Annotated in this window: 27 protein-coding genes; 2 read left to right on the top strand and 25 right to left on the bottom strand. The window is 69.7% G+C overall.

Annotated features, from left to right (window positions below; genetic code table 11):
* Positions 1 to 4: 4 nt before the first annotated feature.
* The 13 genes from N912_RS0122580 to N912_RS0122655 form a co-directional block, all read right to left on the bottom strand.
* Positions 5 to 1,045, bottom strand: coding sequence for a right-handed parallel beta-helix repeat-containing protein (locus tag N912_RS0122580; RefSeq protein ID WP_028924178.1), 1,041 nt, complete (start codon positions 1,043 to 1,045; stop codon positions 5 to 7).
* 10 nt (positions 1,046 to 1,055) lie between these two features.
* Positions 1,056 to 1,580 (bottom strand): hypothetical protein, encoded by a 525-nt coding sequence (locus tag N912_RS0122585; protein ID WP_156993877.1) that lies wholly within the window; start codon positions 1,578 to 1,580, stop codon positions 1,056 to 1,058.
* 7 nt (positions 1,581 to 1,587) lie between these two features.
* On the bottom strand, positions 1,588 to 2,226 hold the full coding sequence (locus tag N912_RS0122590) for a hypothetical protein (RefSeq protein ID WP_028924180.1): 639 nt from the start codon (positions 2,224 to 2,226) through the stop codon (positions 1,588 to 1,590).
* Positions 2,223 to 2,543 (bottom strand): hypothetical protein, encoded by a 321-nt coding sequence (locus N912_RS0122595; protein WP_028924181.1) that lies wholly within the window; start codon positions 2,541 to 2,543, stop codon positions 2,223 to 2,225. Before N912_RS0122595 ends, N912_RS0122590 begins: the two co-directional genes overlap by 4 nt.
* Positions 2,540 to 2,947, bottom strand: coding sequence for a hypothetical protein (locus N912_RS0122600; protein WP_028924182.1), 408 nt, complete (start codon positions 2,945 to 2,947; stop codon positions 2,540 to 2,542). The genes N912_RS0122595 and N912_RS0122600 overlap by 4 nt, the downstream gene beginning before the upstream one ends.
* 16 nt (positions 2,948 to 2,963) lie before the next feature.
* Positions 2,964 to 3,263 (bottom strand): hypothetical protein, encoded by a 300-nt coding sequence (locus N912_RS0122605; protein ID WP_028924183.1) that lies wholly within the window; start codon positions 3,261 to 3,263, stop codon positions 2,964 to 2,966.
* The gene (locus tag N912_RS0122610; protein WP_028924184.1) at positions 3,257 to 3,766 is read right to left on the bottom strand and encodes a hypothetical protein; all 510 of its coding nucleotides are present in this window, start codon (positions 3,764 to 3,766) and stop codon (positions 3,257 to 3,259) included. Before N912_RS0122610 ends, N912_RS0122605 begins: the two co-directional genes overlap by 7 nt.
* The gene (locus tag N912_RS0122615; protein ID WP_028924185.1) at positions 3,763 to 4,029 is read right to left on the bottom strand and encodes a hypothetical protein; all 267 of its coding nucleotides are present in this window, start codon (positions 4,027 to 4,029) and stop codon (positions 3,763 to 3,765) included. Before N912_RS0122615 ends, N912_RS0122610 begins: the two co-directional genes overlap by 4 nt.
* Complete coding sequence (locus tag N912_RS64575; protein WP_051580623.1) at positions 4,026 to 4,763, bottom strand: peptidoglycan-binding protein; 738 nt, start codon at positions 4,761 to 4,763, stop codon at positions 4,026 to 4,028. The genes N912_RS0122615 and N912_RS64575 overlap by 4 nt, the downstream gene beginning before the upstream one ends.
* A complete protein-coding gene (locus N912_RS0122625) occupies positions 4,763 to 4,954 on the bottom strand; it encodes a hypothetical protein (protein ID WP_028924186.1) in 192 nt (63 codons plus the stop codon). The genes N912_RS64575 and N912_RS0122625 overlap by 1 nt, the downstream gene beginning before the upstream one ends.
* A 135-nt stretch (positions 4,955 to 5,089) precedes the next feature.
* Positions 5,090 to 5,767, bottom strand: a complete 678-nt coding sequence (locus N912_RS60605; RefSeq protein ID WP_028924187.1) for a phage tail protein — start codon at positions 5,765 to 5,767, stop codon at positions 5,090 to 5,092.
* A 12-nt stretch (positions 5,768 to 5,779) separates the two neighbouring features.
* Positions 5,780 to 7,897 carry a hypothetical protein gene (locus tag N912_RS0122635; RefSeq protein ID WP_156993879.1) on the bottom strand — a complete coding sequence of 706 codons (2,118 nt, stop codon included), beginning with the start codon at positions 7,895 to 7,897 and terminating at the stop codon, positions 5,780 to 5,782.
* A gap of 26 nt (positions 7,898 to 7,923) precedes the next feature.
* Positions 7,924 to 8,340 carry a hypothetical protein gene (locus tag N912_RS0122655; RefSeq protein ID WP_028924191.1) on the bottom strand — a complete coding sequence of 139 codons (417 nt, stop codon included), beginning with the start codon at positions 8,338 to 8,340 and terminating at the stop codon, positions 7,924 to 7,926.
* Positions 8,341 to 8,562: 222 nt separating this feature from the next.
* Here N912_RS0122655 and N912_RS63640 point away from each other — a divergent pair, with 222 nt between their 5' ends.
* Complete coding sequence (locus N912_RS63640; RefSeq protein WP_156993881.1) at positions 8,563 to 9,507, top strand: hypothetical protein; 945 nt, start codon at positions 8,563 to 8,565, stop codon at positions 9,505 to 9,507.
* Here N912_RS63640 and N912_RS0122660 read toward each other — a convergent pair whose 3' ends face one another.
* The 5 genes from N912_RS0122660 to N912_RS0122680 are packed head-to-tail and all read right to left on the bottom strand — an operon-like array spanning position 9,508 to position 15,680.
* Positions 9,508 to 11,145, bottom strand: a complete 1,638-nt coding sequence (locus N912_RS0122660; RefSeq protein WP_028924192.1) for a phage tail family protein — start codon at positions 11,143 to 11,145, stop codon at positions 9,508 to 9,510.
* A 1-nt stretch (position 11,146) separates the two neighbouring features.
* The gene (locus N912_RS0122665) at positions 11,147 to 11,566 is read right to left on the bottom strand and encodes a phage tail fiber protein (protein WP_028924193.1); all 420 of its coding nucleotides are present in this window, start codon (positions 11,564 to 11,566) and stop codon (positions 11,147 to 11,149) included.
* 19 nt (positions 11,567 to 11,585) lie between these two features.
* Positions 11,586 to 14,963: an aggregation-promoting factor C-terminal-like domain-containing protein gene (locus N912_RS53955; protein WP_051580625.1), complete on the bottom strand. Its 3,378-nt coding sequence runs from the start codon at positions 14,961 to 14,963 to the stop codon at positions 11,586 to 11,588.
* Between the two features lie 22 nt (positions 14,964 to 14,985).
* Positions 14,986 to 15,306 (bottom strand): hypothetical protein, encoded by a 321-nt coding sequence (locus tag N912_RS60610; protein ID WP_051580626.1) that lies wholly within the window; start codon positions 15,304 to 15,306, stop codon positions 14,986 to 14,988.
* Positions 15,307 to 15,338: 32 nt separating this feature from the next.
* Positions 15,339 to 15,680 (bottom strand): hypothetical protein, encoded by a 342-nt coding sequence (locus tag N912_RS0122680; protein WP_037065861.1) that lies wholly within the window; start codon positions 15,678 to 15,680, stop codon positions 15,339 to 15,341.
* A 103-nt stretch (positions 15,681 to 15,783) separates the two neighbouring features.
* Between N912_RS0122680 and N912_RS60615 the strand changes: the two genes are divergently transcribed.
* On the top strand, positions 15,784 to 16,242 hold the full coding sequence (locus N912_RS60615; RefSeq protein WP_051580627.1) for a hypothetical protein: 459 nt from the start codon (positions 15,784 to 15,786) through the stop codon (positions 16,240 to 16,242).
* Positions 16,243 to 16,411: 169 nt separating this feature from the next.
* Here N912_RS60615 and N912_RS53970 read toward each other — a convergent pair whose 3' ends face one another.
* The 7 genes from N912_RS53970 to N912_RS60620 form a co-directional block, all read right to left on the bottom strand.
* Positions 16,412 to 16,987 (bottom strand): phage tail tube protein, encoded by a 576-nt coding sequence (locus N912_RS53970; protein WP_064745344.1) that lies wholly within the window; start codon positions 16,985 to 16,987, stop codon positions 16,412 to 16,414.
* Between the two features lie 69 nt (positions 16,988 to 17,056).
* The gene (locus tag N912_RS0122695; protein ID WP_028924195.1) at positions 17,057 to 17,458 is read right to left on the bottom strand and encodes a phage tail termination protein; all 402 of its coding nucleotides are present in this window, start codon (positions 17,456 to 17,458) and stop codon (positions 17,057 to 17,059) included.
* Complete coding sequence (locus tag N912_RS63645) at positions 17,455 to 17,739, bottom strand: hypothetical protein (protein WP_156993883.1); 285 nt, start codon at positions 17,737 to 17,739, stop codon at positions 17,455 to 17,457. Before N912_RS63645 ends, N912_RS0122695 begins: the two co-directional genes overlap by 4 nt.
* 5 nt (positions 17,740 to 17,744) lie before the next feature.
* Positions 17,745 to 18,026 (bottom strand): hypothetical protein, encoded by a 282-nt coding sequence (locus N912_RS53975; protein ID WP_037065863.1) that lies wholly within the window; start codon positions 18,024 to 18,026, stop codon positions 17,745 to 17,747.
* Between the two features lie 21 nt (positions 18,027 to 18,047).
* Entirely contained in the window at positions 18,048 to 18,392 is a 345-nt protein-coding gene (locus tag N912_RS0122710; protein ID WP_156993885.1) for a hypothetical protein, read from the bottom strand.
* Positions 18,392 to 18,601 (bottom strand): hypothetical protein, encoded by a 210-nt coding sequence (locus N912_RS0122715; RefSeq protein ID WP_028924198.1) that lies wholly within the window; start codon positions 18,599 to 18,601, stop codon positions 18,392 to 18,394. The genes N912_RS0122710 and N912_RS0122715 overlap by 1 nt, the downstream gene beginning before the upstream one ends.
* Positions 18,601 to 19,125 (bottom strand): hypothetical protein, encoded by a 525-nt coding sequence (locus tag N912_RS60620; RefSeq protein ID WP_028924199.1) that lies wholly within the window; start codon positions 19,123 to 19,125, stop codon positions 18,601 to 18,603. Before N912_RS60620 ends, N912_RS0122715 begins: the two co-directional genes overlap by 1 nt.
* Positions 19,126 to 19,128: the final 3 nt, after the last annotated feature.

Here is a 19,128-nt window from a genome sequence, read left to right on the forward strand (position 1 = left end):
TGTGCTAGCTGAAGAAGGCGGCCCAGGGGTTGGTCGTGCCCGTGCCGGAGGGCCAGGGCTCGGCGGTGTAGTAGCTCGATGCTGGGCTGGGGGTGAAGGTGGGTGCGGTGTAGGTGCTGGGGTTGAGGTTGCCGTAGTTGGCCAGCCAGCCACCGCCGACCTGGTCCTTGGTGCCGGAGAAGTCGCTGTAGACATGCATGCCGTCGGGTGCGTCGCTTTGGGAGCCGACGCCGGAGAGGTTCAGGCTGGTGGCGCTGCCGGCCTTGAGGTAGACGTTGCGCCCGTAGACCACGCCGCCGATCGCGGCGGTGTCGTAGCACTTGAACCCGTAGCCGGGAGCGCTGTAGATGGTGCAGCCCTCGAAGTAGACGTAGTCGCCGCGCGTGTAGCAGCCGGTGTCGCCGAACTGGTTGCCGTAGGCGGGGGCATTGCCGAGCCGGTGGTCGACCTCGCAGCCGACCAGGTGGACGTAGCGGGAGCCTTCCTTGATGTCCCAGCCGTCGCCGTAGGTGCGCCACGCCTTGCAGTTGGTGAACTTGATGTACTGGGTGGCGTCGGGGCTGGCGGGGTCGGGCCAGTTCGAGCTGGCGTCGCCGACGTAGTAGCCCTCGCCGAACACGCCGTCGGTGGCCGCGATGCCGGTGTCGTGTACGGCGCAGTTGCTCAGGTACAGGTGGTGGGAGTTCGAGCGGAACTTCCAGCCCTCGTCCTTGGTGGTGTGGACCTCGACGAGCTTGAACGCGGTGTGGGTGGTGGTGTCGGCGACGATGCCTTTGGCGGCGTCGTGGACGGTGAAGTCTCGGAATCCCCAGTAGGAGCAGCGGTCGAGCCACAGGCCGTACTCGGTGTTGCCGGCGGCGGCGCCTCCTTCGGAGTGGATACGGCCGGTGCCGTTGGAGTACAGCTCGCAGAACGCGGTGTCGGTGCCGGAGTTGGTGATGCGTTGGGCGGGGTGCTCGCCGGTGAAGAACACCTTGTCCCCCGGCGCGGCGGCCGCGATGGCGCCGGCGAGGTTGTCCAGCGGGCCGACGACCAGGGTGGTCACTGCTGGGCCTTCATTGCTGGGCGGTGGCGACGGTGATGGTCCAGCCGTCGGCGGCCTCGTAGATCATGCCGATGTCCGCGCGCTTGCCGGTGGCGGGAGCGATGGAGGTTCCGACTCCGGTGGACTTCTTGAACCCGGCGCCGAAGCTGACGGTGCGGGCGGCGCCAGAGGCGATGGCACGGAACCAGACGCGCTGGCCTTCGGTGGCGTTGGTCGGCGGGTTCAGGGTGAGGTTGCCGGTCAGGGTGCACACGAAGTAGTTCCCACTGCTCGCGTTGGGCGCCACCGTGGCGGCGTAGGCGAGGGTGACCGGTGGGTTCGGCACGAGCGGCGCGGGGTGGGTGTGGCCGGCCGGGGCGGCTCCGATGGCGGCCGGGGTGATCGTGCGCGGGCCGTACCGGCCGCCGGAGGCCACCCACAGGATCGCTTGCCCGTCGCTGGGTGCGGTGGTGTCGTCGTAGTCCTGGGCGCCGCGGATGCGCGCGAGGCCGAGGGTGCCCACCTGCTCCCACGAGCTGGCCGAAGGCGTCGACATGGCGGCGTCAGGCGATGGCGCGCAGGAGCTTGCCGTCGCCGCCGATGGCGATGGTGCCCACGCGGTAGCCGGAGGCGGCCGGGACCGATCCGGCGGGGTAGGCGATCACGTCGGTGCCGCGCTCGCCGGGTGCGCCGTCGGCGCCGTTGGTGCCGGGCGCGCCGTCTGCGCCCTTGACCACACCCACGTCGGCCGGGCCGGTGTCGGACCAGGTGAGCACGAGGTGGCCGGCGGCGTCGACCGTCGCGGCGGTGACCCCTCGGCCCGGAGCGCCCTGCGGGCCGGTGTCACCGGTCGCGCCGCGGATGGCGCCGACATCGGTCCACCCGTCCACACCCGCGCCGCCGCCGTCAGCCTCGAACACGTAGAGGTGTCCGTTGGCCTGCACGTAGCGGGCTTCGCCGTAGGGGGCGGTGGCGGGCAGGTCGGCCACGGTGGGCACGGAGGACTCGAAGTCGATACCGCCGCCGCGTTCGCCCTTGGCGCGGCCGGCGTTGATCTGCTCCCCGGTGGACAGGGTGACGATCAGGTCGCCGCTGGTGTTGATCGCCGCCCCGGTGATCGAGGTACCTGGTGCGCCCTGCGCGCCGGCCGGCCCAGTGAGGTCGCCGATCTCCTGCCAGGCGGTCGCCTGCGGCGTGGTCATACGAGGCTCGTCCTCTCGTTGCGGTAGATCCGGCCGTTGGTGACATCGACGTGCACCGCCCCATCCGGGGCGGCGTCAGCGGGGGCGCCGGCCGCGTAGCGCACCTGGTCGCCCCACCGCCGCTCGACGGGCAGGGTCTCCAGGCGCCAGATGCCGTCCGGCTGGCGACGCAGCACCGTGGGCGCGTTGTCGGGGGCGCCGGTGGTGTCGACATCGGCGAGGTCGTTGAGGTAGGTCGGGCGCGACGCCCCGGTGATCGGCACCGCGACCGGGCCGGCCGAGCTGGTGATGCGGATGATGCGCACCGGGGTGGTCACCGGGTGACCTCCGGAGCTACCCGCACGGCGCTTTCCTCCACCACCGCCCACACCATGTCGGGGTTCACGGTGTCGGTGACCTCCAGGTCGTAGACCCCGACGCGCCAGCTCCACGCGGCGGACTCGCGCGGGGTGACCGTGAGCGCGATGGCGGCGGTGCGCACCACCAGCTCGGCGCCGTCGGCGAGGGTGACGGTGACCGGCGTGTCCTCGCGGATGTCGATGTTGCCGCGTTCGGAGCTCCACTCGTGGAGCACCTGGGCATCCTGGGCGGTCGGGCGTATCTGGGCTCGGGCGGTCTTGCCGGCCAGGCTGACCGGGGTGTTGCCCTCGCCGATCAGTGCCCAGGTCGGGCCGACCCAGCTCTTGCCCTGCGGGATCACCAGGTCTTCGCGCACCGCCATCAGGGTCGTCCTGTCCTCACTGCTGGCCTCCGGGGCCGGACTTGGGGGTCAACAGCACCGCGACCGGCACCCGCGCGTCCGTGCCGGTGTCGGTGCTGGGCAGGTGCGCGTTCGGGGTGACCCGCGACCGGGTGATGGCGGTGATCGCGGTGCTGACCAGGAAGGCGAGCACGGTGCCCAGCGCGGCGAGCACGGTGTCATCGAGCTTCAGCCAGCCCACGGTGACCAGCGCGGCCAGCACCGTGCGGATGGCGTCGGCAGTGACCACCGGTTCGGCGCCGCGAGCCGGGCGGGAGCTGTGCTCGGGCATCAGCATCGGGGCAGCGGGGGCAGTGGGTTGTCGCCGCGCTGCCGGTCGGCCTGGGCCAGCACGTCGAGATACGCCCGGTAGGCGGCGTTGACCGAGGCTTTGGTGCGCTCGGGAGCGAAGCTGGCCGCGAGGAGCTTGCGCTGACCCTCCCGTTCCAGGGCGGCGGCCTTGTGGAGTTCGTCCTGGGCCTCGACCACGGCGGTGTTGTAGGCGTTCTGGCAGGTGACGGCCGCCTGCTGCCGGTCGAGGAGGTGCTGCTGCCCGGAGATGTGCACGGCGGTGACGGTGACCGACGCGATCGCCAGGACGACCAGCGCGACACCCGCTATCGAGTCATGGCGGCGCTGCCGGGTGCGGGCGCCCCGGGTGGTCGGGGTGTCGTGGGGTTGGGTGGTGGTGTCAGGCACGGGTGTCTCCGGGAGAGGGATGCGGCCGGCGCGGCCGAGGACGTAGCCGACGATCAGGCCGGCGATCGACCACAGGCACGAGAGCAGGACGTGGCTGGTCACCGCTGTTCCTCCTCGTCCGGGGAGGCCGGCGGGGGTGGTCGTCGCAGGGCGGCCAGGAGCCGGGCCAGCAGCCCAGGCCCGGCCTCGTCGTCGCGTTGCTTGAGGGCGAGCGCGCCGCCGACGACGGTCATGAAGACGAACGACAGGGTCGTGTCGGAGTGGTAGCTGGGCAGGAACACGCTGGCGACGAAGTTGCCGGCCCACACCAGGCTGACCAGCACGACGATGGAGTAGGCCAGCGGCGCGGGGAGCTTCATGGTCACGCGAGGTGCAGCGCGGCGAGGGTGGCCGGGCCGGCGACGCCGTCCTCGGCGAGACCGGCGCGGCGCTGGAACTCCCGCACGACCGCCTCGGTGGCTGCACCGAACGCGCCGTCGACCGTGAGCGTGGAGTACGCGGGATAGTCGCGGTTGAGCCGTGCCTGCATCGCGGCCACGACCGGCCCGCTGCTGCCCCGCGCCAGCGCCCCGCCAGCCGGGGGTGATGGTTGGGCGCCGCCGGGGGCGGCGAGGTGGGTCAGCGCGAGGCGGGACTTCTCGACGGCGTCGGCCGGGGTGCCCATGAACTCGAAGTGCATCCAGTCCTTGCGGGCGCCCTTGTAGTCGCCGCCCCAGGCGAAGCCGTAGTGCTTCCACACCGCCGCCACCTGGGTGGGGATGGTGTGCCGGCCGGTGCTTGTGTACGGGTTGTCGTTCCAGTTCAGATCGACCGCGACCGCCCAGGAGTGGTTGCTCGGGGTTCGGGTCCCGGCGATGGGTCGGCAGTTGTAGCCGCCGCACTGGCCCGGCTTGAGCAGGTAGTTGCCGCCGTCGGGTCGTTCGGTCCAGTCCAGCAGGGTGTCCACCAGCACCGAGAGGCCCTTGCGCACCGAGACGCGGGTGCCGGAGCGGTCGGCGGTGACCGTCGCCAGGTCCGAGCCGCCCGAGCAGCGTGGCCAACCGCTGCCCCATCCTCGATCGGCGGCGGTGTGGGCGTAGTCGTAGAGGTTGATCGCCACTACTGCCGCCCCTCTCTCTGCTCCGGCACGACCATCGCGGCCTGGTCGCGTTCGGTGGGTTCAGCTGACCAGTCGGCCGGCCAGGCGGGGTCGTGGTCGGGGTCGTAGGCGCCCACGCGCGGGAAGTGGGGGTCCTCGATCGGGTCGCGCTCGGGGTCGTAGTGGTTGAAGGGCGGATGGTGGTGGTGCACGCTGCCTCCCTCGGGTTGGGCATCTGCGCGGGCGTGGCTGCTCGCCCCGAACCCCGTCCGGGCGGGTAGCTCGGGGGAATCCGTGGGGTCGCCGGCACCTACGAGATGGGGTGGGTGTGTAGAACCGCGCGGGTGCTACACCCAGATCAGCCAGTTGATCGCGATGTAGGGCTGTCGCACGTCGAAGGGCACATTGCCGCCGACGGTGGAGGTCCAGAACCCGTGGTAGTGCAGGCCGTCGTGCAAGGTGACGAATCCGTGGGTGTGGGCGCCGCCGCCGGCCTGGCCGTACGGGATCTGGGTGCCGCCGGCCGCCGTGCCGGTGAAGTTGTGGCCCGGGTGGTCACCCGAGACACCGGTGGTGCCGCCGTGCACGTGGTCGCCGTCTTGGCTGGTGGTTCCGGTGTGCTGGTGGGCGGGCATCTGCGCCTCGGTGATCACCCGGGTGGGCAGGCCGCCGAGCGCGCCGAGCGGGTAGGTCTCGGTGTCGAGGGTGCCGGCGGTGATGGGCACGCGGCCTCGGAAGTCGGGCAGGCCGAAGGTGGTGGTCCCGTCTCCGGTGGTGAACAGCCCGGTGATCACCAGGCCGGTGTCCTGTGCCCAGGTCCAGAGCCCGGCGTAGGTGTCGCGGGAGACGAGCTGGCCGTCGAGCAGCAGGGTCTTGTCCTTGGGCGTGGACCGGATGGTGGGCTCGACATCGCCGGTCGGGCGTCGGGTGATCCGAGCGAGCACGGTCGACCGGAGGTCGTCCAGCTCGGTCTGCAACCTGCCGACCGCGTCGGTGGGGTCTTCCACGGGCCGGTCGTCTGCCACCGGGCGGCCTCCCTACACGAACTCGAGCGTCACCGACTCCTGGCCGGTGGAGGACACGGAGACCCGTTGGTGGCGGATGCGGAAGGCGCCGGTGATCCCGAGCTGGGCTTGCAGGTCGTAGGCGATGGTGTCACCGATGCTGTAGTTCGCCAGGTCGGCGTCGGGTGTGACCCGCACGTCGGGGCCGGGCACGATGAGCGCTTCGGAGCGTGCGTCCAGGAGCGCCTGGGTGTGCGCGTCCAGGGTGGTCTGCTCGGACACGTCCGACCAGGTGCCGGTGACCGCGCAGCGCCCGTAGCGGGCACGCAGCTCGGGGTTCTCCCGGGCGGAGAACAGGGTGCCCGACGCGCCGGAGCTGGTGCCGGTGCCGAACGCCTCGGAGGCGAGGTCACCGGCCGCCACCGAGCACAGGGTGTCGCCGCTGGTGATGTTGCGGGCGTCGACCACGATGGCGTCCTCACCGCTGGACCGGTCGACGCCCTTGAGCGGGTACCACAACTGGAGCTTGCGGGTCGCCGGGTCGACCTCGGCGTCGAACCCGTTGATCCGCTGCCCCAGCTCGGCCACGCGCTGGGCGACGTTGTGCAGCTCGTCGCGCAGGTAGGTGCCATCACGCTTCACGCCTGAGGCGCCGACGGTGCTGGTGTCGATGCCGAAGTTGCCGTAGTCGAGCACCTGCCACTGGTCGATCATGGTCGTGACGAAGCTGAACTGATCGACCTGGTCGAACCGCAGGTCCTTGGTGATGACCATCAGCGACAGGTAGGCCAGCAGGCCGCGCGCAGACAACGTCAGCGACTCCCCGCTGGTGCGCCAGCCCACCAGCGGCCCGGCGAACACGATCTTGCCGTTGCGGTAGAGCCACAGCTCGGTCGCGGCGTCGGACAGCCGCCGCAGCCGTTGCACGACGGGGTCGGTCACCGAGGAGATCAGGCACGACGCCTCAAGGTCCTGGGGCTGGCTCAGGGTGTTGCCGTACCTGATCTGCTTCCACTCGATGGGGTCGACCTCGATGAACGCGGGCGGCCCGGCGACCTGCGGGACGCGGGCCACCACCACAAGGTCGTAGACCGGGCCGGAGCGCAGCGGCAGCACCCGGGTGAACGGGATGTCCACCACCCGCACGTCATCGACGCCGCTGGCGGCGTCGGCCAGGGTGGTCGAGCGGACGACCGCGGCGGCGCTGTCGGTGGCCGTGGCGGTGTCGGCGAGGCCGGTCGCGCGCAGGATGGCGGTCTGCTCGTCGCCGCTGCCCTGCTCGGCGAGGTCGGCGAAGGTGGTGCGATCCAGCGCGACGCTCTCCGAGCCGGCGGCGGCGTCGCTGGCCGCCTGCTTGGCCCACTGGCCGGCATCGACGGTGTCCGAGCCGGTCGCGATGTCTGTGACGGCGAGGTCGGTTCCCGGGCTCACCGAGTCCGAGCCGGTACCGGTGTCGCCAAGGGCGACGACCGGTTCAAGCCCGACCAGGTCGCTGCCGCTGGCCGTGTCCGACGCGGTGACCGAGGTGGTGGTCTGGTTCGCCACGGCCATCGACAGGGTGCTGGCGACAGCCGACGAGGACGCGGTGGCGGTGCGGGTGCCGGTGGAGCCGGTCCCCGCTCGCGCCTCGGTGCACACGGAGTGGTTCGTGCTCGCCGCGCTGATGTCGGCCCACTCGGTCATCCCGGACGGTGTGGAGTGGCTACCGGACGGGGAGTTCGAGGTGAACACGCAGACCAGCAGCGTGTTCGGCAGAGTCGGGGAGATCGACGGTGCGACGTGGGAGGTGGTGGCCGGCGAGAACGTCGAGTAGGACGGGGTGATGTGGATCGGTGCCGCCGGGTCGAACCCATCCAGCGCCAGCAGCGTGATCACCCCGGAAGGGCCGTCCGACTTGCTGAACGTGTAGGCGGCCGGCTCAAAGTCGGCTGACTTGCGCCACACCTTGACCCGCGGCCGGCCGCTGGTGTTCAGCCCAGCCCCCACCAGCTCCCACGTCGACGACGGAGCGGTCATGTCCGCGAACGAGCCCGAGGAGTTCATGCTCATCACCGCGAAAAGCAACTGCCCATCCCGCAGCCCGCTCGGGGCGTCAACGACCAGGGACGCGGTGGTGGACTGCGCGGAGGACGCCGCGAGGACGCTCGGCATCTATCCCTCCCCCAGAGGTTGGGGGCTCAGGTGATGGTGATGTCGAAGGTGATCTGCCACGAGCTGGCGGCGGTCTTGGTGCCCATCGCGGCGACCTTGCGGTTGAGCATCCGGCCCGCGCCCAGGGTGGCGGTGTTGAACACACCGGCCTCCTGCCACGCCCAGTTCGCGTCCCCGGTGGCGAAGGTGGAGCGGAACGAGATCGCGTTCGCGGTGACGGTGAGCCCGTCGGTGTGCGCGGGAAAGGAGGCGGCCATGCCCTTGCGCAGCTTGTTCGCCCCGGTCAGGTCGTTCTGGGTGGCCGACTCCGCCGCCGTGCCGTCCCCGACCCCGATCGCGGCGTTGGCGGGACTGAGGTAGGGCACGGTGGTGTTACCGAGCGCGCACTCCCACAGCAGGCTCACCCCGCCGTACATCAGCATGTTGCCCTCGATGTCGAGCACGTCGTAGGGCTCGGCTGTCAGATTCCAGTCGCCCCAGAATTTCGCAAGGTGAATCGAGGCGCGCCAAACCGCGAGATCCTTGGCAGATGACACAGTCGTGATCCTTCTTGGTAAACGACGATAAGAGTCCTCGCGGAAACCTTGTTGACAGCTTCCCGGGTCGCGCTAATCTGAACAAGCTGGCAAGCGTTGACCAACTGACTAGACAACGAGGAACTACCGGTGAGCACGGGCGACTCGATCGACGACATCGACTCCATATGGCCCCTACTTGCAGATTCGTACTCTGAGATCGAGGCCGCATGGCGGGAGTTGGCACAGTCAAGCCAGAGTGATCTGGCCGCCGATGTAGCACGGACCGTCCACGATGCTAAAGAAGTGTCGCCCAAGAGCGACATTCTCATCATTGGCGAGATGTCCGGACTGATGGCCGGAATGACGATCGGCGGACACCTGAACTTGCTGTCGCGGGCATACTGGCCGCCACGAACCGGTCACGACTTTACTCCCGTGGACCAACCAGCTATCTATCCGCCAGCCCGTGCGGCACTGGAGGCCGCATCCATTATCAGTTGGGCATGCAATCACAAAAGCGAGCCCGAATTGCGCGAGCTGCGCGCCGCGGAACTATGGTTATGGTCAGCGATTAACGGAATTACTAGTAGTCCCGACCATGCCGTCGACACAATTGTGGCGGCGGGTTACACGATCGAGTACTCGCGGAGGGGTCGAAGAAGGCCCCTGCTGATCGTAAACGGAAAGCCGCAACAGCTTTCAGTTGGGCGAATGATTCGAGAGATGCTAGGTGAAATTAGCCAGTCGATGTATGCGGACTGGAGTTCCATGAGCCACTCTGACCCATTCCATATATACGACTCGGTTGAGAAGGTTGGGTCCGGGGAAGGATTTGTGGAGGTGGCGTTGAAAGTTGAACCCGTTTACCATGTTCTCACTGGCGGCATGGTCGCTCAGGCTGTGAGCGTCGCCGGCGAGCGATACGGGACCTTCTGGGATCGCGACTTCACGTCGGTGGCGACTCAATGTGACAGCCTATTTCGAGAGATGGTTCGAATAATCGCAACAATCCCCTCTCCTTTCAAGTCAATGGTCGAAGCGGTGTTAGCGGGATCACACGAAGATGAGTGGGCTGGGCGTATTGACACGTAACTATCCGGACCAGGTGTCGTGGTAGTCGAGGGTGGCGGTGATCGAGGCGCCGGGCGGTTCGGTGAGCAGGTGGAGCAGGTTCTCTCCTGGGCCGATGACAAATGTCTGGCGGGGGTGGACCCATGCACCGTACTTGGATTGGCCGTCGATGGTGACGACGGAGCGGGGGGCTCCGGTGGCGCGGGCTTGCATGTCGCCAAGCAGGGTCGACCCTTTGGGTAGTACGGCGGCGACGAGGAAGCTCACGTCGTGGGTGGTGTTGGCCAACTCGATGCGGGTGACCGGCTCCCCGCTGCTCGGCCCTGTGACGCGGATGGTCGGGTAGGCGTAGCCGTTGCCCTCGTTGAGCACGGAGACGACGCTCGGTCTTGTCGCCGCCGGGGACGCGGGCACGGTCACGCGGCGTTGGCTTGCCGAGTAGTGGCGAGGGTCGGAGGAGAGCAGCGCGAACTTCTGGTGGTTGACCAGGGTTTCGCGCCAGGACAGCTCACGGGACAGGCTGATCGGCCGGCAGCGCAGCATGCGCAGCGGCCGGCCGGGGTGGCGCCAGATCAGTTCCCAGTCCGAGTCGCGTTGCGGCACCAGTGCCCGGTAGAGGGTGTCCATGGCTTGTTCGACCTCGGCCTGGGTGCCGCCGACCTTGAGTTCGAACATGAGCTGGCGGGCCGATTGCAGGTCTACCCCGCGTAGCGCGCCGTCGCCGCGTGGGAGGTCGTCGTCGCTGGTGCGCATCGCCCAGCCTTCGAGGCCGTCGTGGTTCTCGACCCGGTAGGGGGTGTCGTCGCCGATGAGCAGCCCGTCCCAGCCGCCGAGGCGGTACTGGTAGTTGTACGGCCCGATCCGGGCTTGGGCCGAGGACATGGCGATCATCGGTTCGGGGGTGGTGTGGCCGGCGCGCAGCGGGCCGAACACGGTCAGCGAGCCGGTGCCACCGACCTTCAACATGGTGGGGGCCAGCCGCGAGGTCATCCGCGCCGGCCCGGACGAGCCGCCCCGGAAGGTGGCCAGGATGGCGATCCAGTTGCGCATCGAGGACAGCAACGCCGAGAGGAAGAAGCTTCCGACGGAGTTGGTGATGGCGTGGTGGATCGACAGCCGGGAGCGGCGCTCGTCGGGGTCGCTGTCCCAGAGTCCCCAGCTCTGCGGGGACACCGACTCGATGAGCCGGATCAGCCCGCCCACGAAGCCGGATTGGATGGTGGAGGCGAACTGGTTGGCGATCGCGGCGACCACGATCTCGTCGGCTTGGGCGATGATGCCCGAGTCCCCGGTGCGCGGCCGGTCGTCCCCGCTGGTCACCACGGTCACCCGGTCCAGGGCGCCGCTCTGGGCGGCGCCGGAGTACTCCAGCGCGCGCACTTGCAGCGACCGGTTGACGCTGGTGGTCACCGACACCGAGGAGGTGGCCGGGGCGCCCTCGCGGTACCACATCGCCAGTTTCAGCTCGCCCTGCGCGCGTTCGCGCACCGGTACGAAGCCGTCCGGGCCGGTCAGGGTGGCGCTGCCGGAGGTGACCACGGCCCAGCAGACGATCAGGTTCTTCTCGATCGTCGGGTTGGTGAAGGTCGCCGTGCAGGTGCGGGACTGGCCGGAGCCGACCGCGTTGCCGGCCGACTGGCGCAGCGTGGGCGCGCTCATCTCACCCGAAGACCATGACGAGCTGGTTGACGTCGAACTCGACCGGGGTGTTGCCGCTGCGCACGGTCACCGGGGCGTCCAGCGCGGCGGAGTACTCCGGGGTGCCGCCGGTCGCGGCGCTGAACCAGCCGTACCAGCCGATCTGCCCCCAGGTGCCGGTCGGGTTGGGGAAGGTGAACTTCGCGCCGTTGGTCTTGGTGGTGATCCCGTCCACGGTGGTCGCGGGTGGGAAGTTGGTGGCGTTGTTGGTCACCGCCACCCGCGCATACGAGCCTGCGGTGGGTTGGGTGAAGCTGGAGCCGTCCTCGTTGGGGGCGGTGACCGACAGCCCGAGGTACCAGGTGGCCGGTGCCCATGAGGTGGCGCCGCCGCCGAACTGGGAGTCGGCGATCGCGCGTTCACGGCTGGGATGTGCGGGCACCCGGGATCTCCGTTCGTGTCTAGTGGGCCAGGCGCAGGGCGAGCTGGGTGGCGCGGGCGGTCTCGACGGGGTTCCCGGAGCGGTCCTGCACGGTGATCGAGGGCGCGCTGCCTTGGGCCTGCACGGCGCCGATCAGCTCGTTGATCTTCTGTTCCAGGGTGGCGTTGTCGCCGCGGGCCATCAGCGCCCGCCACTGGGTCTCGGTCAGCACCGGTTCCGGGCGGCCGGTGTCGTTGTGCACGCTCGACCAGCCGGGCGGCAGCATCCCGCCGCGGTCGTACCAGTGGTGGCCCTGCCAGAACCCCCAGGCGCCGGCTGGTGAGCCGTAGCGGCCGGAGATGTAGCGCATGCCGGCGACGGCCTGCATGTACGGGTCGGAGGTCTTGCCGACCCCAGTGCCGGCCCATGTGCTGTCGAGGAACTGGAACAGCCCGTACGCGGTCGAGGTGGGGTTCTGCGCGTTGGGGTTCCAGCCCGACTCGTGGCTGACGAGCTGCCCGAGCGCGCTCCACTGGCCCCCGGTGTGCCAGCCGTAGGGGGCGGCAGCGGCGGCAACGGCCGCGACCACCTCCCCGGACGCCCCGCCGAAGGCGGCTGCCAGGCTGGCCAGCCACGCCTTGGCCTTCTCGATGACCGCGTTGATCACCCGGGGCGGGATCTGGAGCAGCGCGTCGCGCCAGGACCCGGTGCCCGGGGTGGCATTGGCGTCGCCGAGGACCCCGGCGAACAGCTCCTTCACCGCCTGTTCGGCGCCGTTGCTGATCAGGGACCGGATGAACCCGCTGACAGCGTCGATGCCGCCCACGATGCCGCCGGCCTGGTAGCCCGGTATCCCGCCGGGGGTGGCGCCGGGCCGGCGGCCGGACGCTTCGCGGTTGAGCGCGAGCACGGTGCCCGGACCGATCAGCCGCACCGCCTCGGGAGTGAGCACACCCTCCCCGGGGGAGAGCAGCGCGGGGACCACGTCGTGGCCGGGTGCGTAGCCGGGCAGTACCCCACCGCCGGCCATGGTCACGGCGGGGAGCTGGGCGAGCCCGAACAGGCCGGCGATGGAGTTCCAGACCGCGCGGATGCCGTTGTTGTAGACGACGTTGACGACCCACTGCACCGGCTCGCGCGCCGCTTCCTTGATCGCCTGCCAGGCGCGGCCGATCCAGTCGGCGGTGTTCTGGAACGCCTGCCCGACCGCCTGGACCCCGGCACCGATAGCGTCGAACACCGGCTTGATCGCCGAGTTCCACGCTGCCTGAGCCGCGGAAACGATCCCGTTCCACACCGGGACGATCACGGTCTGCCACAGCCACATGAACACCTGGCCGACCGCCTGGACACCGACGCCGATCGCGGTGAACAACGGCGAGAGGAAGGTGGTCCAGGCCAGGGTCGCGGCGGCCACGATTCCGTTCCAGGCTGGCACGACGATGGTCTGCCAGAGCCAGACGAAGAACTGGCCGAGCGCTTGGACGCCGAGGCCGATGGCGGTGAACAAGGGCATCAGGAAGGTGGTCCAGGCGAAGGTCGCGGCCAGGACGATGCCGTTCCACGCCGGCACGATGATCGTCTGCCACAGCCACACGAAGAAGGCGCCGAGGGCCTGCACCCCGGCTCCGATGGCGGTGAAGATCGGCAGCAGCGCGACGGTCCATAGCCAGGTCGCCAGTGCGCCGATCCCGGTGAACGCCGGCCGCACGACGGTCGTCCACCACCAGGTGACGATGGTTGACAGGAGTTGGAAGCCCAGCACCAGCGGGGTGATCAAGAGGGTGAGCACGACCGCGGCGAGCACCCGGGCGGCCAGGCCGACGAAGTTGAACACCGGGGACAGCACGGTCGACCACAGCCACATCGCGGCGGCACCGACCGCCTGCGCCCCGGTGACCAGCTCGGACCAGACCGCGCCCAGGACGGACCAGGCCACGCGGGCGGCGGCCACGATGCCCTCCCAGCAGGCGATGACCACGGCGCGGAAGCCCTCGAAGTGGTTCCAGGCGTAGATGATCCCGACCACCAGCGCCGCGATCCCGATCACGATCCAGGTGATCGGGGAGGCCAGCAGCGCGGAGTTGAGCAACCACTGGGCGGCAGCCCACACCTTGGTGACGCCGCTGACCGCTAGGGCGCCCAGCTCCCACAGCTTCATGGCCCCGACGATCGCCAAGATCACCCCGACCGCGACCGCTCCGCTGCCGGCCAGCCAGCCCAGGAAGGTCTTGACCGGCTCCCACGCCGCGCCGAACAGGCCGGCCCCGGCGGCGGTCAGGCGGTCCAGCGTCGGGAGCACTGCGCCGCCGATGAAGTCGACCAGCCCGACTTGGAGGGTACGAACGAAGGAGGTCAGCCGCGCCTGGGCGGTCTCGCCGAGGACGGTGTTCATCCGTTCGGCCGCGCCCCCGACCTGCCCGAGGGCGGCGACGGCCGTGCGGGGGTCGAGCGTGAACAGCGCGGCGCCGAGGTCTTCGGCCTGGGTGCCGAACAGCGCGACGGCGGCCTGGCTGCGCGCGACCGGGTCGGGCATCGCGCGCAGCCGGTCGAGCACCAGCCCGAGCGCGGCGGAGGCCTCCGGGCCGCCCTTGGCGATCTGCTGGGCCATCGAGGTGGCGTTCAGTCCGATGGCCTGGAACCCCTCGACGGTCAGCTTCGACCCGTCGACTGCTCGGATGGAGAACTCCTTGATCGCGTCGGCCACCACATCGGCGTCGCGCGCCCCGGCCTGGAGCCCTTGGGAGAGCAGACCGGTCGCGGTGGCCCCGTCGAGCCCGAGCTTGCGGAACTGGGTGCCGTACTCGTTGAGGGTGTCGAGGAAGTCGCCGGACTTGTCCACCCCGGCCTGGAACCCGGCGGTGATCACGTCCAGCGCGCTACGGGCGTCGGGTGCCAGCCCGGTGCGCATCATCTGGCCCACGGCGGCGGTCGCCCCGGCCAGGTCAACGCCGAAGGTGGCGGCGAGGTTGAGCACAGTGCCGGTGATCTGGCTCAGGTCGGCGTCGTTGAGGTTCTTGCCGATGTTGTTGTGCACGGCGGCGACGGCCTCGTTGACCTGGTCCAGCGAGGTGCCGTAGGCGTTGGAGTACAACTCGCCCGCGATGCGGCCGTAGCGTTCGGATTCCTGCCCGGTCAACCCGAGCTGGGCGGTGAGCTTGGCCTGCCCGGAGGAGATGTCCATGGCCTGGCCGATCGCCGAGCCGATCGCCAAGCCCAGCGATGCGCCCACGGCCGCGACGGCGGCGACCTTGCCGCTGAACCCGGTCCGGGTGCCCTCGCCGAGGTCTTCGCCGGCCTTCTTGCCCGCCGCGCCGGTGGTCCGCGACACCTGGCCCACGAGCTCGGAACCGAAGTTCTTCATCGCCGGGAGCACGTCGAGCCAGACCGCGCCGACGGTGACACCCGATCCGGCCATCACGGTCTCCTCACCACGGGTGTCAGGCGGATTTCAGGCTGTCCAGGTAGGCCACGACCTCCTCCGACGAGCGCTCGCCGCGATCACCGAGCCGCGTGGCGTGTTCTCCGCCGGGGCGCGGGTAGGGGCGGGCCGAGCGGACTCGTTTGCCGCCCGCCGCGGCCCGGTAGGTGGCCGTGGTGCCGGCGTTGACCGCATCGATCAGCTCGGCGGCCAGGTAGTGGGCTTCGGTCCAGCCGTGGCCGCGCACCGCGCGGAAGGCGGCGCCGCCAGGGGGTAGCCCTTGGACGAGGACGCGCAGCTTGCGCAGGGTGATCTCGCCGCGCCAGTAGGCGGCCACCACGTCGAAGCCGTAGACGGCCTGAAGGTCGGCCTCTATCGCCTCTGGCGCCGGCCCGAGGAGGTCGGCCGCCGTGTAGGGCGCCCGTCGCTCATCTCATCGCGCAACTTCTGCGACACCTGCTGCACGATCAACATCACGTAGCCGGCCTGGCCGCCCAGCTCGTGGAAGCGCTCGTACTGCTCCCCGAGCATCGCCTCCACCTGGGACACGTCGTCCGGGTCGGCCTCGGCGATGCGCTGCTTCCACTCGTCATCAGCGAGCAGCGGGTGCGGGAAGGAGAACTTCTCGCCCTTCCACGTGAACACGATGTCGTCCCCGCCGACCGCCTCGCGGCGCTGGGCAACGATCGCGTCAAGGTCATACTCCTCAGACATAGTGCGCCTTCCGGGTCGGTTCGAGAAGCAGACGGAGGCTCGTGTGAACTGGAATTCCTCGAAAGGCATGTCATGACCACGGTCGTACCGATACGATTGGGCCATGTCCGATGCCGTGTGGCCCTTGCGGTCGGATCAGCTACCGTTCCTGAGTCTGGACGGTGGGTTCGGGACCATGTTCCTGCGCAACTCCCGGCCGGACGTCAACGGTCGGTACTTTGCGACCTCATGGTTTTGCGTCGTCCTGCCGATCGTGCCGCTCGGTCGCTACTACGTGCGACAGATCAAGTCCGACGGCGTGAAGACCACGTATGAGATCTTCGGCAAGTCGCGGCTCCGCTTCGCCGAGGTCGTCCGCGCCTACCTTTACTTCTGGGTTGTCATACCAACTGTTTTCCTTGGTCCAATCATTTTTGCCGTAGAGCGGGATAACAGTAATGACAGCTTCAAGGCTGGATTTGTGGGAATGTTCATTTCGGTTGGCCTACTCTTCCTAGCCTTGGGACTTTTGTTCCTTTACGGGAAATATTGGCGACCGGTACGAGAAGCCCACTTTATATAGGCCGGCTTCTCTAGGGCTCCCATCCGGCTAGACCGACGAAGCCGACACCGTGTGAGTGAGGCCCCTTACTGCGGGTCCGAGGGGATCGAGAGCGCCATCTGAGGTGAGGGTGGGGACCGGCGTGCGGCTCACCCGAAGAAGCGCGCACGCCGGTCCCCGGTCGGTGGGGTTACGGGGCTGGCGGGGTCCAGCCCTCCTTGAACAGCCGCTTGATCGACACGCCATCCGCGCCGGGGTAGGCGGTCACGGTCATCTCGTAGGCGACCAGCTCGTCGCTCTTGTAGACCACGCTGCCGCGCTCGGTGACCTCGGCGAGCGGGCAGATCGCGCGGCGGTGGTAGTTGCCGTCGATCACGTCGAACCCGAACGCGCGGAGCTGGCGGCGCGGCTTGCCTTCCTCGTTGAACGACACGATCTGGTTCGGCGCGGTGCCGGTCACGGTCACGTCCTCGGGCTCAACCCGGTAGTACAGCGACACCGTGGTCCAGTTCGACTCCCAGCAGGTGAACTTGAACGTCTTGGTGCTCTTGGTGACCTCCACCCGGATCGGGGTCGAGGACTGCCACGGGGTGAACTCCTCGGTGTCCTCGTCGGGCTCCTCCTCCAGGCCGTCATCGCTGATGTAGCCGCAGTCGGCCCAGCCGGTCGGCCAGGACGCGAGGTCGGTCGGCGTGGTGGTACCGGTCGGAGCGGTCATCACCATGCCGGTAACCCCGAGGCGGGCGAGGGTGGCGTTGAGAGCCATGGGTTCTTCTCCTGTGGCGCGGGCGGAACGGGACCCGCCGCAGCGACGGGTGGCGCGGCGGGCTCGGGGTCAGGTGGCCGGTCGGATGGTCAGGACGAACTGGCATCCGAAGTGGTGCACGCGCGGGTTGTAGTCCGGCCGCCACGACGGCCCGACCTGCTCGGTCACGCTGGTAACCAGCCCCCCGGCCAGCGCGACCCCTCTGGCCGCCGACATCGCCGCGGCGATCTCGCGGGCGAGTTGGCTGGCCTGCGCTCGGGTGCGGTGGTAGGCGTCCACGTCGACCAGCGGGGCGTCGAGGATCAGCGGCTTGGACACCGCCCCGCCGACGCGGCAGACCCGCACCACGGGCAGCTTGTCCTCGAACCCCACCCGCAGCTCCGTGACCACGTTTGTGCCGGGTAGCGCGTCGTCGAGGTAGGCGACCACGATCTCCTCGGCGTCGGGCATCACCCGGGCCGGAACCGTCACGGCGCCGGGTCGGCGCGGGGCGGGACAACGTTTGGCGCGGGCGGTGGCTCGGTCGGACCGGCCGGTCCGCGCAACCCTGGGTGCCCGGTGTCGGCGGCCAGCCGTGCGCGGCCCTCGGCGATCAGCGTCCTGGCTTCCTCCGCGCTGGCTTCGACCGTTTTGCCGATCTGGCGGGGATCGCGGTGGAACGCCACGACGACCTTGACCGTGTCCTGGGCGTTGGCTGTGTCGGCGGCGCTGTCTTTGCTGCTGGTTCTGGGGGTGTTGGCTGCTGCGGGCATCGGAGTCAGCTCCCTTGCTCTGCGGCCCTGCCCAGCACGCGGCGCCGGGCGGTCTTGGAGTTGCCGAACTCGGCGTCCACGGCGGTGGAGGTGACGCGCCCGTAGGGCCGTCCCTTGGGGCGGGTGCCGGACTCGACACCGACCGTGGCGTCGATGTGTTCGGCGTTGTTGATCGATCGGGCGCGGGCGGCGATCTTCTCGGCCTGCCCGGTCAGCGCGCCCCGCACACCCGCCGAGCGCATCGCGTCGCCGATTCCCTGGAAGTGCAGCGTGATCCGGGTTGTCACAGTCGGGCTCCCTTCCCCTGGTCAGCCGGTGACGCGTTCGAGGTGGACCTCTATGTGGTGTACCCCGCGCCCGAACGGGTCGGGGTGTCGCGCCACCTCCCCGACGACTTCGCACACCTGACCGTTGTCGAGTTCGACCCGGTCGGTGGGTAGCAGGTCCAGGTCCACCCGGGGCGGGGTCTGGAGGGTCCAGCCTGAGGCCACGCGGTCGCGTTGCCCCGGCTCGTGCACCTCGGCCCGCCCGGCGGGTTGGACGCTGACCCCGGCGATCGGGGTGCGGGTGGCGCGCGCCCAGTCCGGTGTCCGGTTGCGGTACTTGTCGGTCACCAGCGGGGCGCGCAGTACGACGACGGACTGGTGGAACATCAGCTCCACACGACGTAGGTCGCGCCGTCGTGGCCGTGGACTGCCATGGCGTCGTCCAGGCTGGCCCACACGACGGTCGAGGTGTAGCGGCCGAGCCAGCGCAGAACCACCGTGCCATCTCCGAACTGGGCGCCCTCGGCGACGACCCCGGTCCCTGAGACCCCGGTGTGGTCGGTGTCGCGGTGCAGCTCGAACCTGCGGGTGGCCATCAGGCGGGGTCCACGATGCGGTAGCGGTTGAGCACGACTTCCTCCAGACGGGAGAGCCCGTCACCGGTGTATGTGACGGTCTGGGCGCCCACGGTGACCGAGGCGACCCCGGTGGGTGTGGCGAATCTGCTGGCCATCGAGCACACCACCGGACCCAGCGCGGCCGGTGGCTCGGCGTAGCCGCTGTCGTAGCGCACGCGCACCGCACGCGGACCAGCCGGCCACCGGCCGTCGGTGCGGACGAGGGTGCCGTTGGTTGACCAGCGGTAGCCGGTGATGGGGGCGCCCGTGACGGCGTCGGTGACGGCACGCACGGCGGTGACGTGCAGGCTGGGCAGCACCACCACCCGCGCCCCGTCGCTGTCGACGACGGATTCCACGTCGGTCTGCGCGGTGATGGCCCAGCCGCAGTAGTCGCGCACCACGCCCGACGCGGCGTCGAGCGCGGCGCGGGCGGCCAGCTCGTCGTCCCACGCCGCTCCGGTGAGGCGCCGCAGGGTGACCACATCGGCCAGCGGCTGCACTGG

Source organism: Actinospineispora acaciae DSM 45401 (assembly GCF_000620785.1).
Classification (GTDB): Bacteria; Actinomycetota; Actinomycetes; order Mycobacteriales; family Pseudonocardiaceae; genus Pseudonocardia; species Pseudonocardia acaciae.

Excerpts from the sequence above, each read along its gene's own strand:
- N912_RS0122585 (WP_156993877.1), bottom strand. The coding sequence starts at position 1,580 with ATGTCGACGCCTTCGGCCAGCTCGTGGGAGCAGGTGGGCACCCTCGGC.
- N912_RS0122590 (WP_028924180.1), bottom strand. The coding sequence starts at position 2,226 with ATGACCACGCCGCAGGCGACCGCCTGGCAGGAGATCGGCGACCTCACT.
- N912_RS0122600 (WP_028924182.1), bottom strand. The coding sequence starts at position 2,947 with ATGGCGGTGCGCGAAGACCTGGTGATCCCGCAGGGCAAGAGCTGGGTC.
- N912_RS0122605 (WP_028924183.1), bottom strand. The coding sequence starts at position 3,263 with ATGCTGATGCCCGAGCACAGCTCCCGCCCGGCTCGCGGCGCCGAACCG.
- N912_RS0122635 (WP_156993879.1), bottom strand. The coding sequence starts at position 7,897 with ATGCCGAGCGTCCTCGCGGCGTCCTCCGCGCAGTCCACCACCGCGTCC.
- N912_RS0122660 (WP_028924192.1), bottom strand. The coding sequence starts at position 11,145 with ATGAGCGCGCCCACGCTGCGCCAGTCGGCCGGCAACGCGGTCGGCTCC.
- N912_RS53955 (WP_051580625.1), bottom strand. The coding sequence starts at position 14,963 with ATGGCCGGATCGGGTGTCACCGTCGGCGCGGTCTGGCTCGACGTGCTC.
- N912_RS0122680 (WP_037065861.1), bottom strand. The coding sequence starts at position 15,680 with ATGTCTGAGGAGTATGACCTTGACGCGATCGTTGCCCAGCGCCGCGAG.
- N912_RS60615 (WP_051580627.1), top strand. The coding sequence starts at position 15,784 with ATGTCCGATGCCGTGTGGCCCTTGCGGTCGGATCAGCTACCGTTCCTG.
- N912_RS53970 (WP_064745344.1), bottom strand. The coding sequence starts at position 16,987 with ATGGCTCTCAACGCCACCCTCGCCCGCCTCGGGGTTACCGGCATGGTG.
- N912_RS63645 (WP_156993883.1), bottom strand. The coding sequence starts at position 17,739 with ATGCCCGCAGCAGCCAACACCCCCAGAACCAGCAGCAAAGACAGCGCC.
- N912_RS0122710 (WP_156993885.1), bottom strand. The coding sequence starts at position 18,392 with ATGTTCCACCAGTCCGTCGTCGTACTGCGCGCCCCGCTGGTGACCGAC.
- N912_RS0122715 (WP_028924198.1), bottom strand. The coding sequence starts at position 18,601 with ATGGCCACCCGCAGGTTCGAGCTGCACCGCGACACCGACCACACCGGG.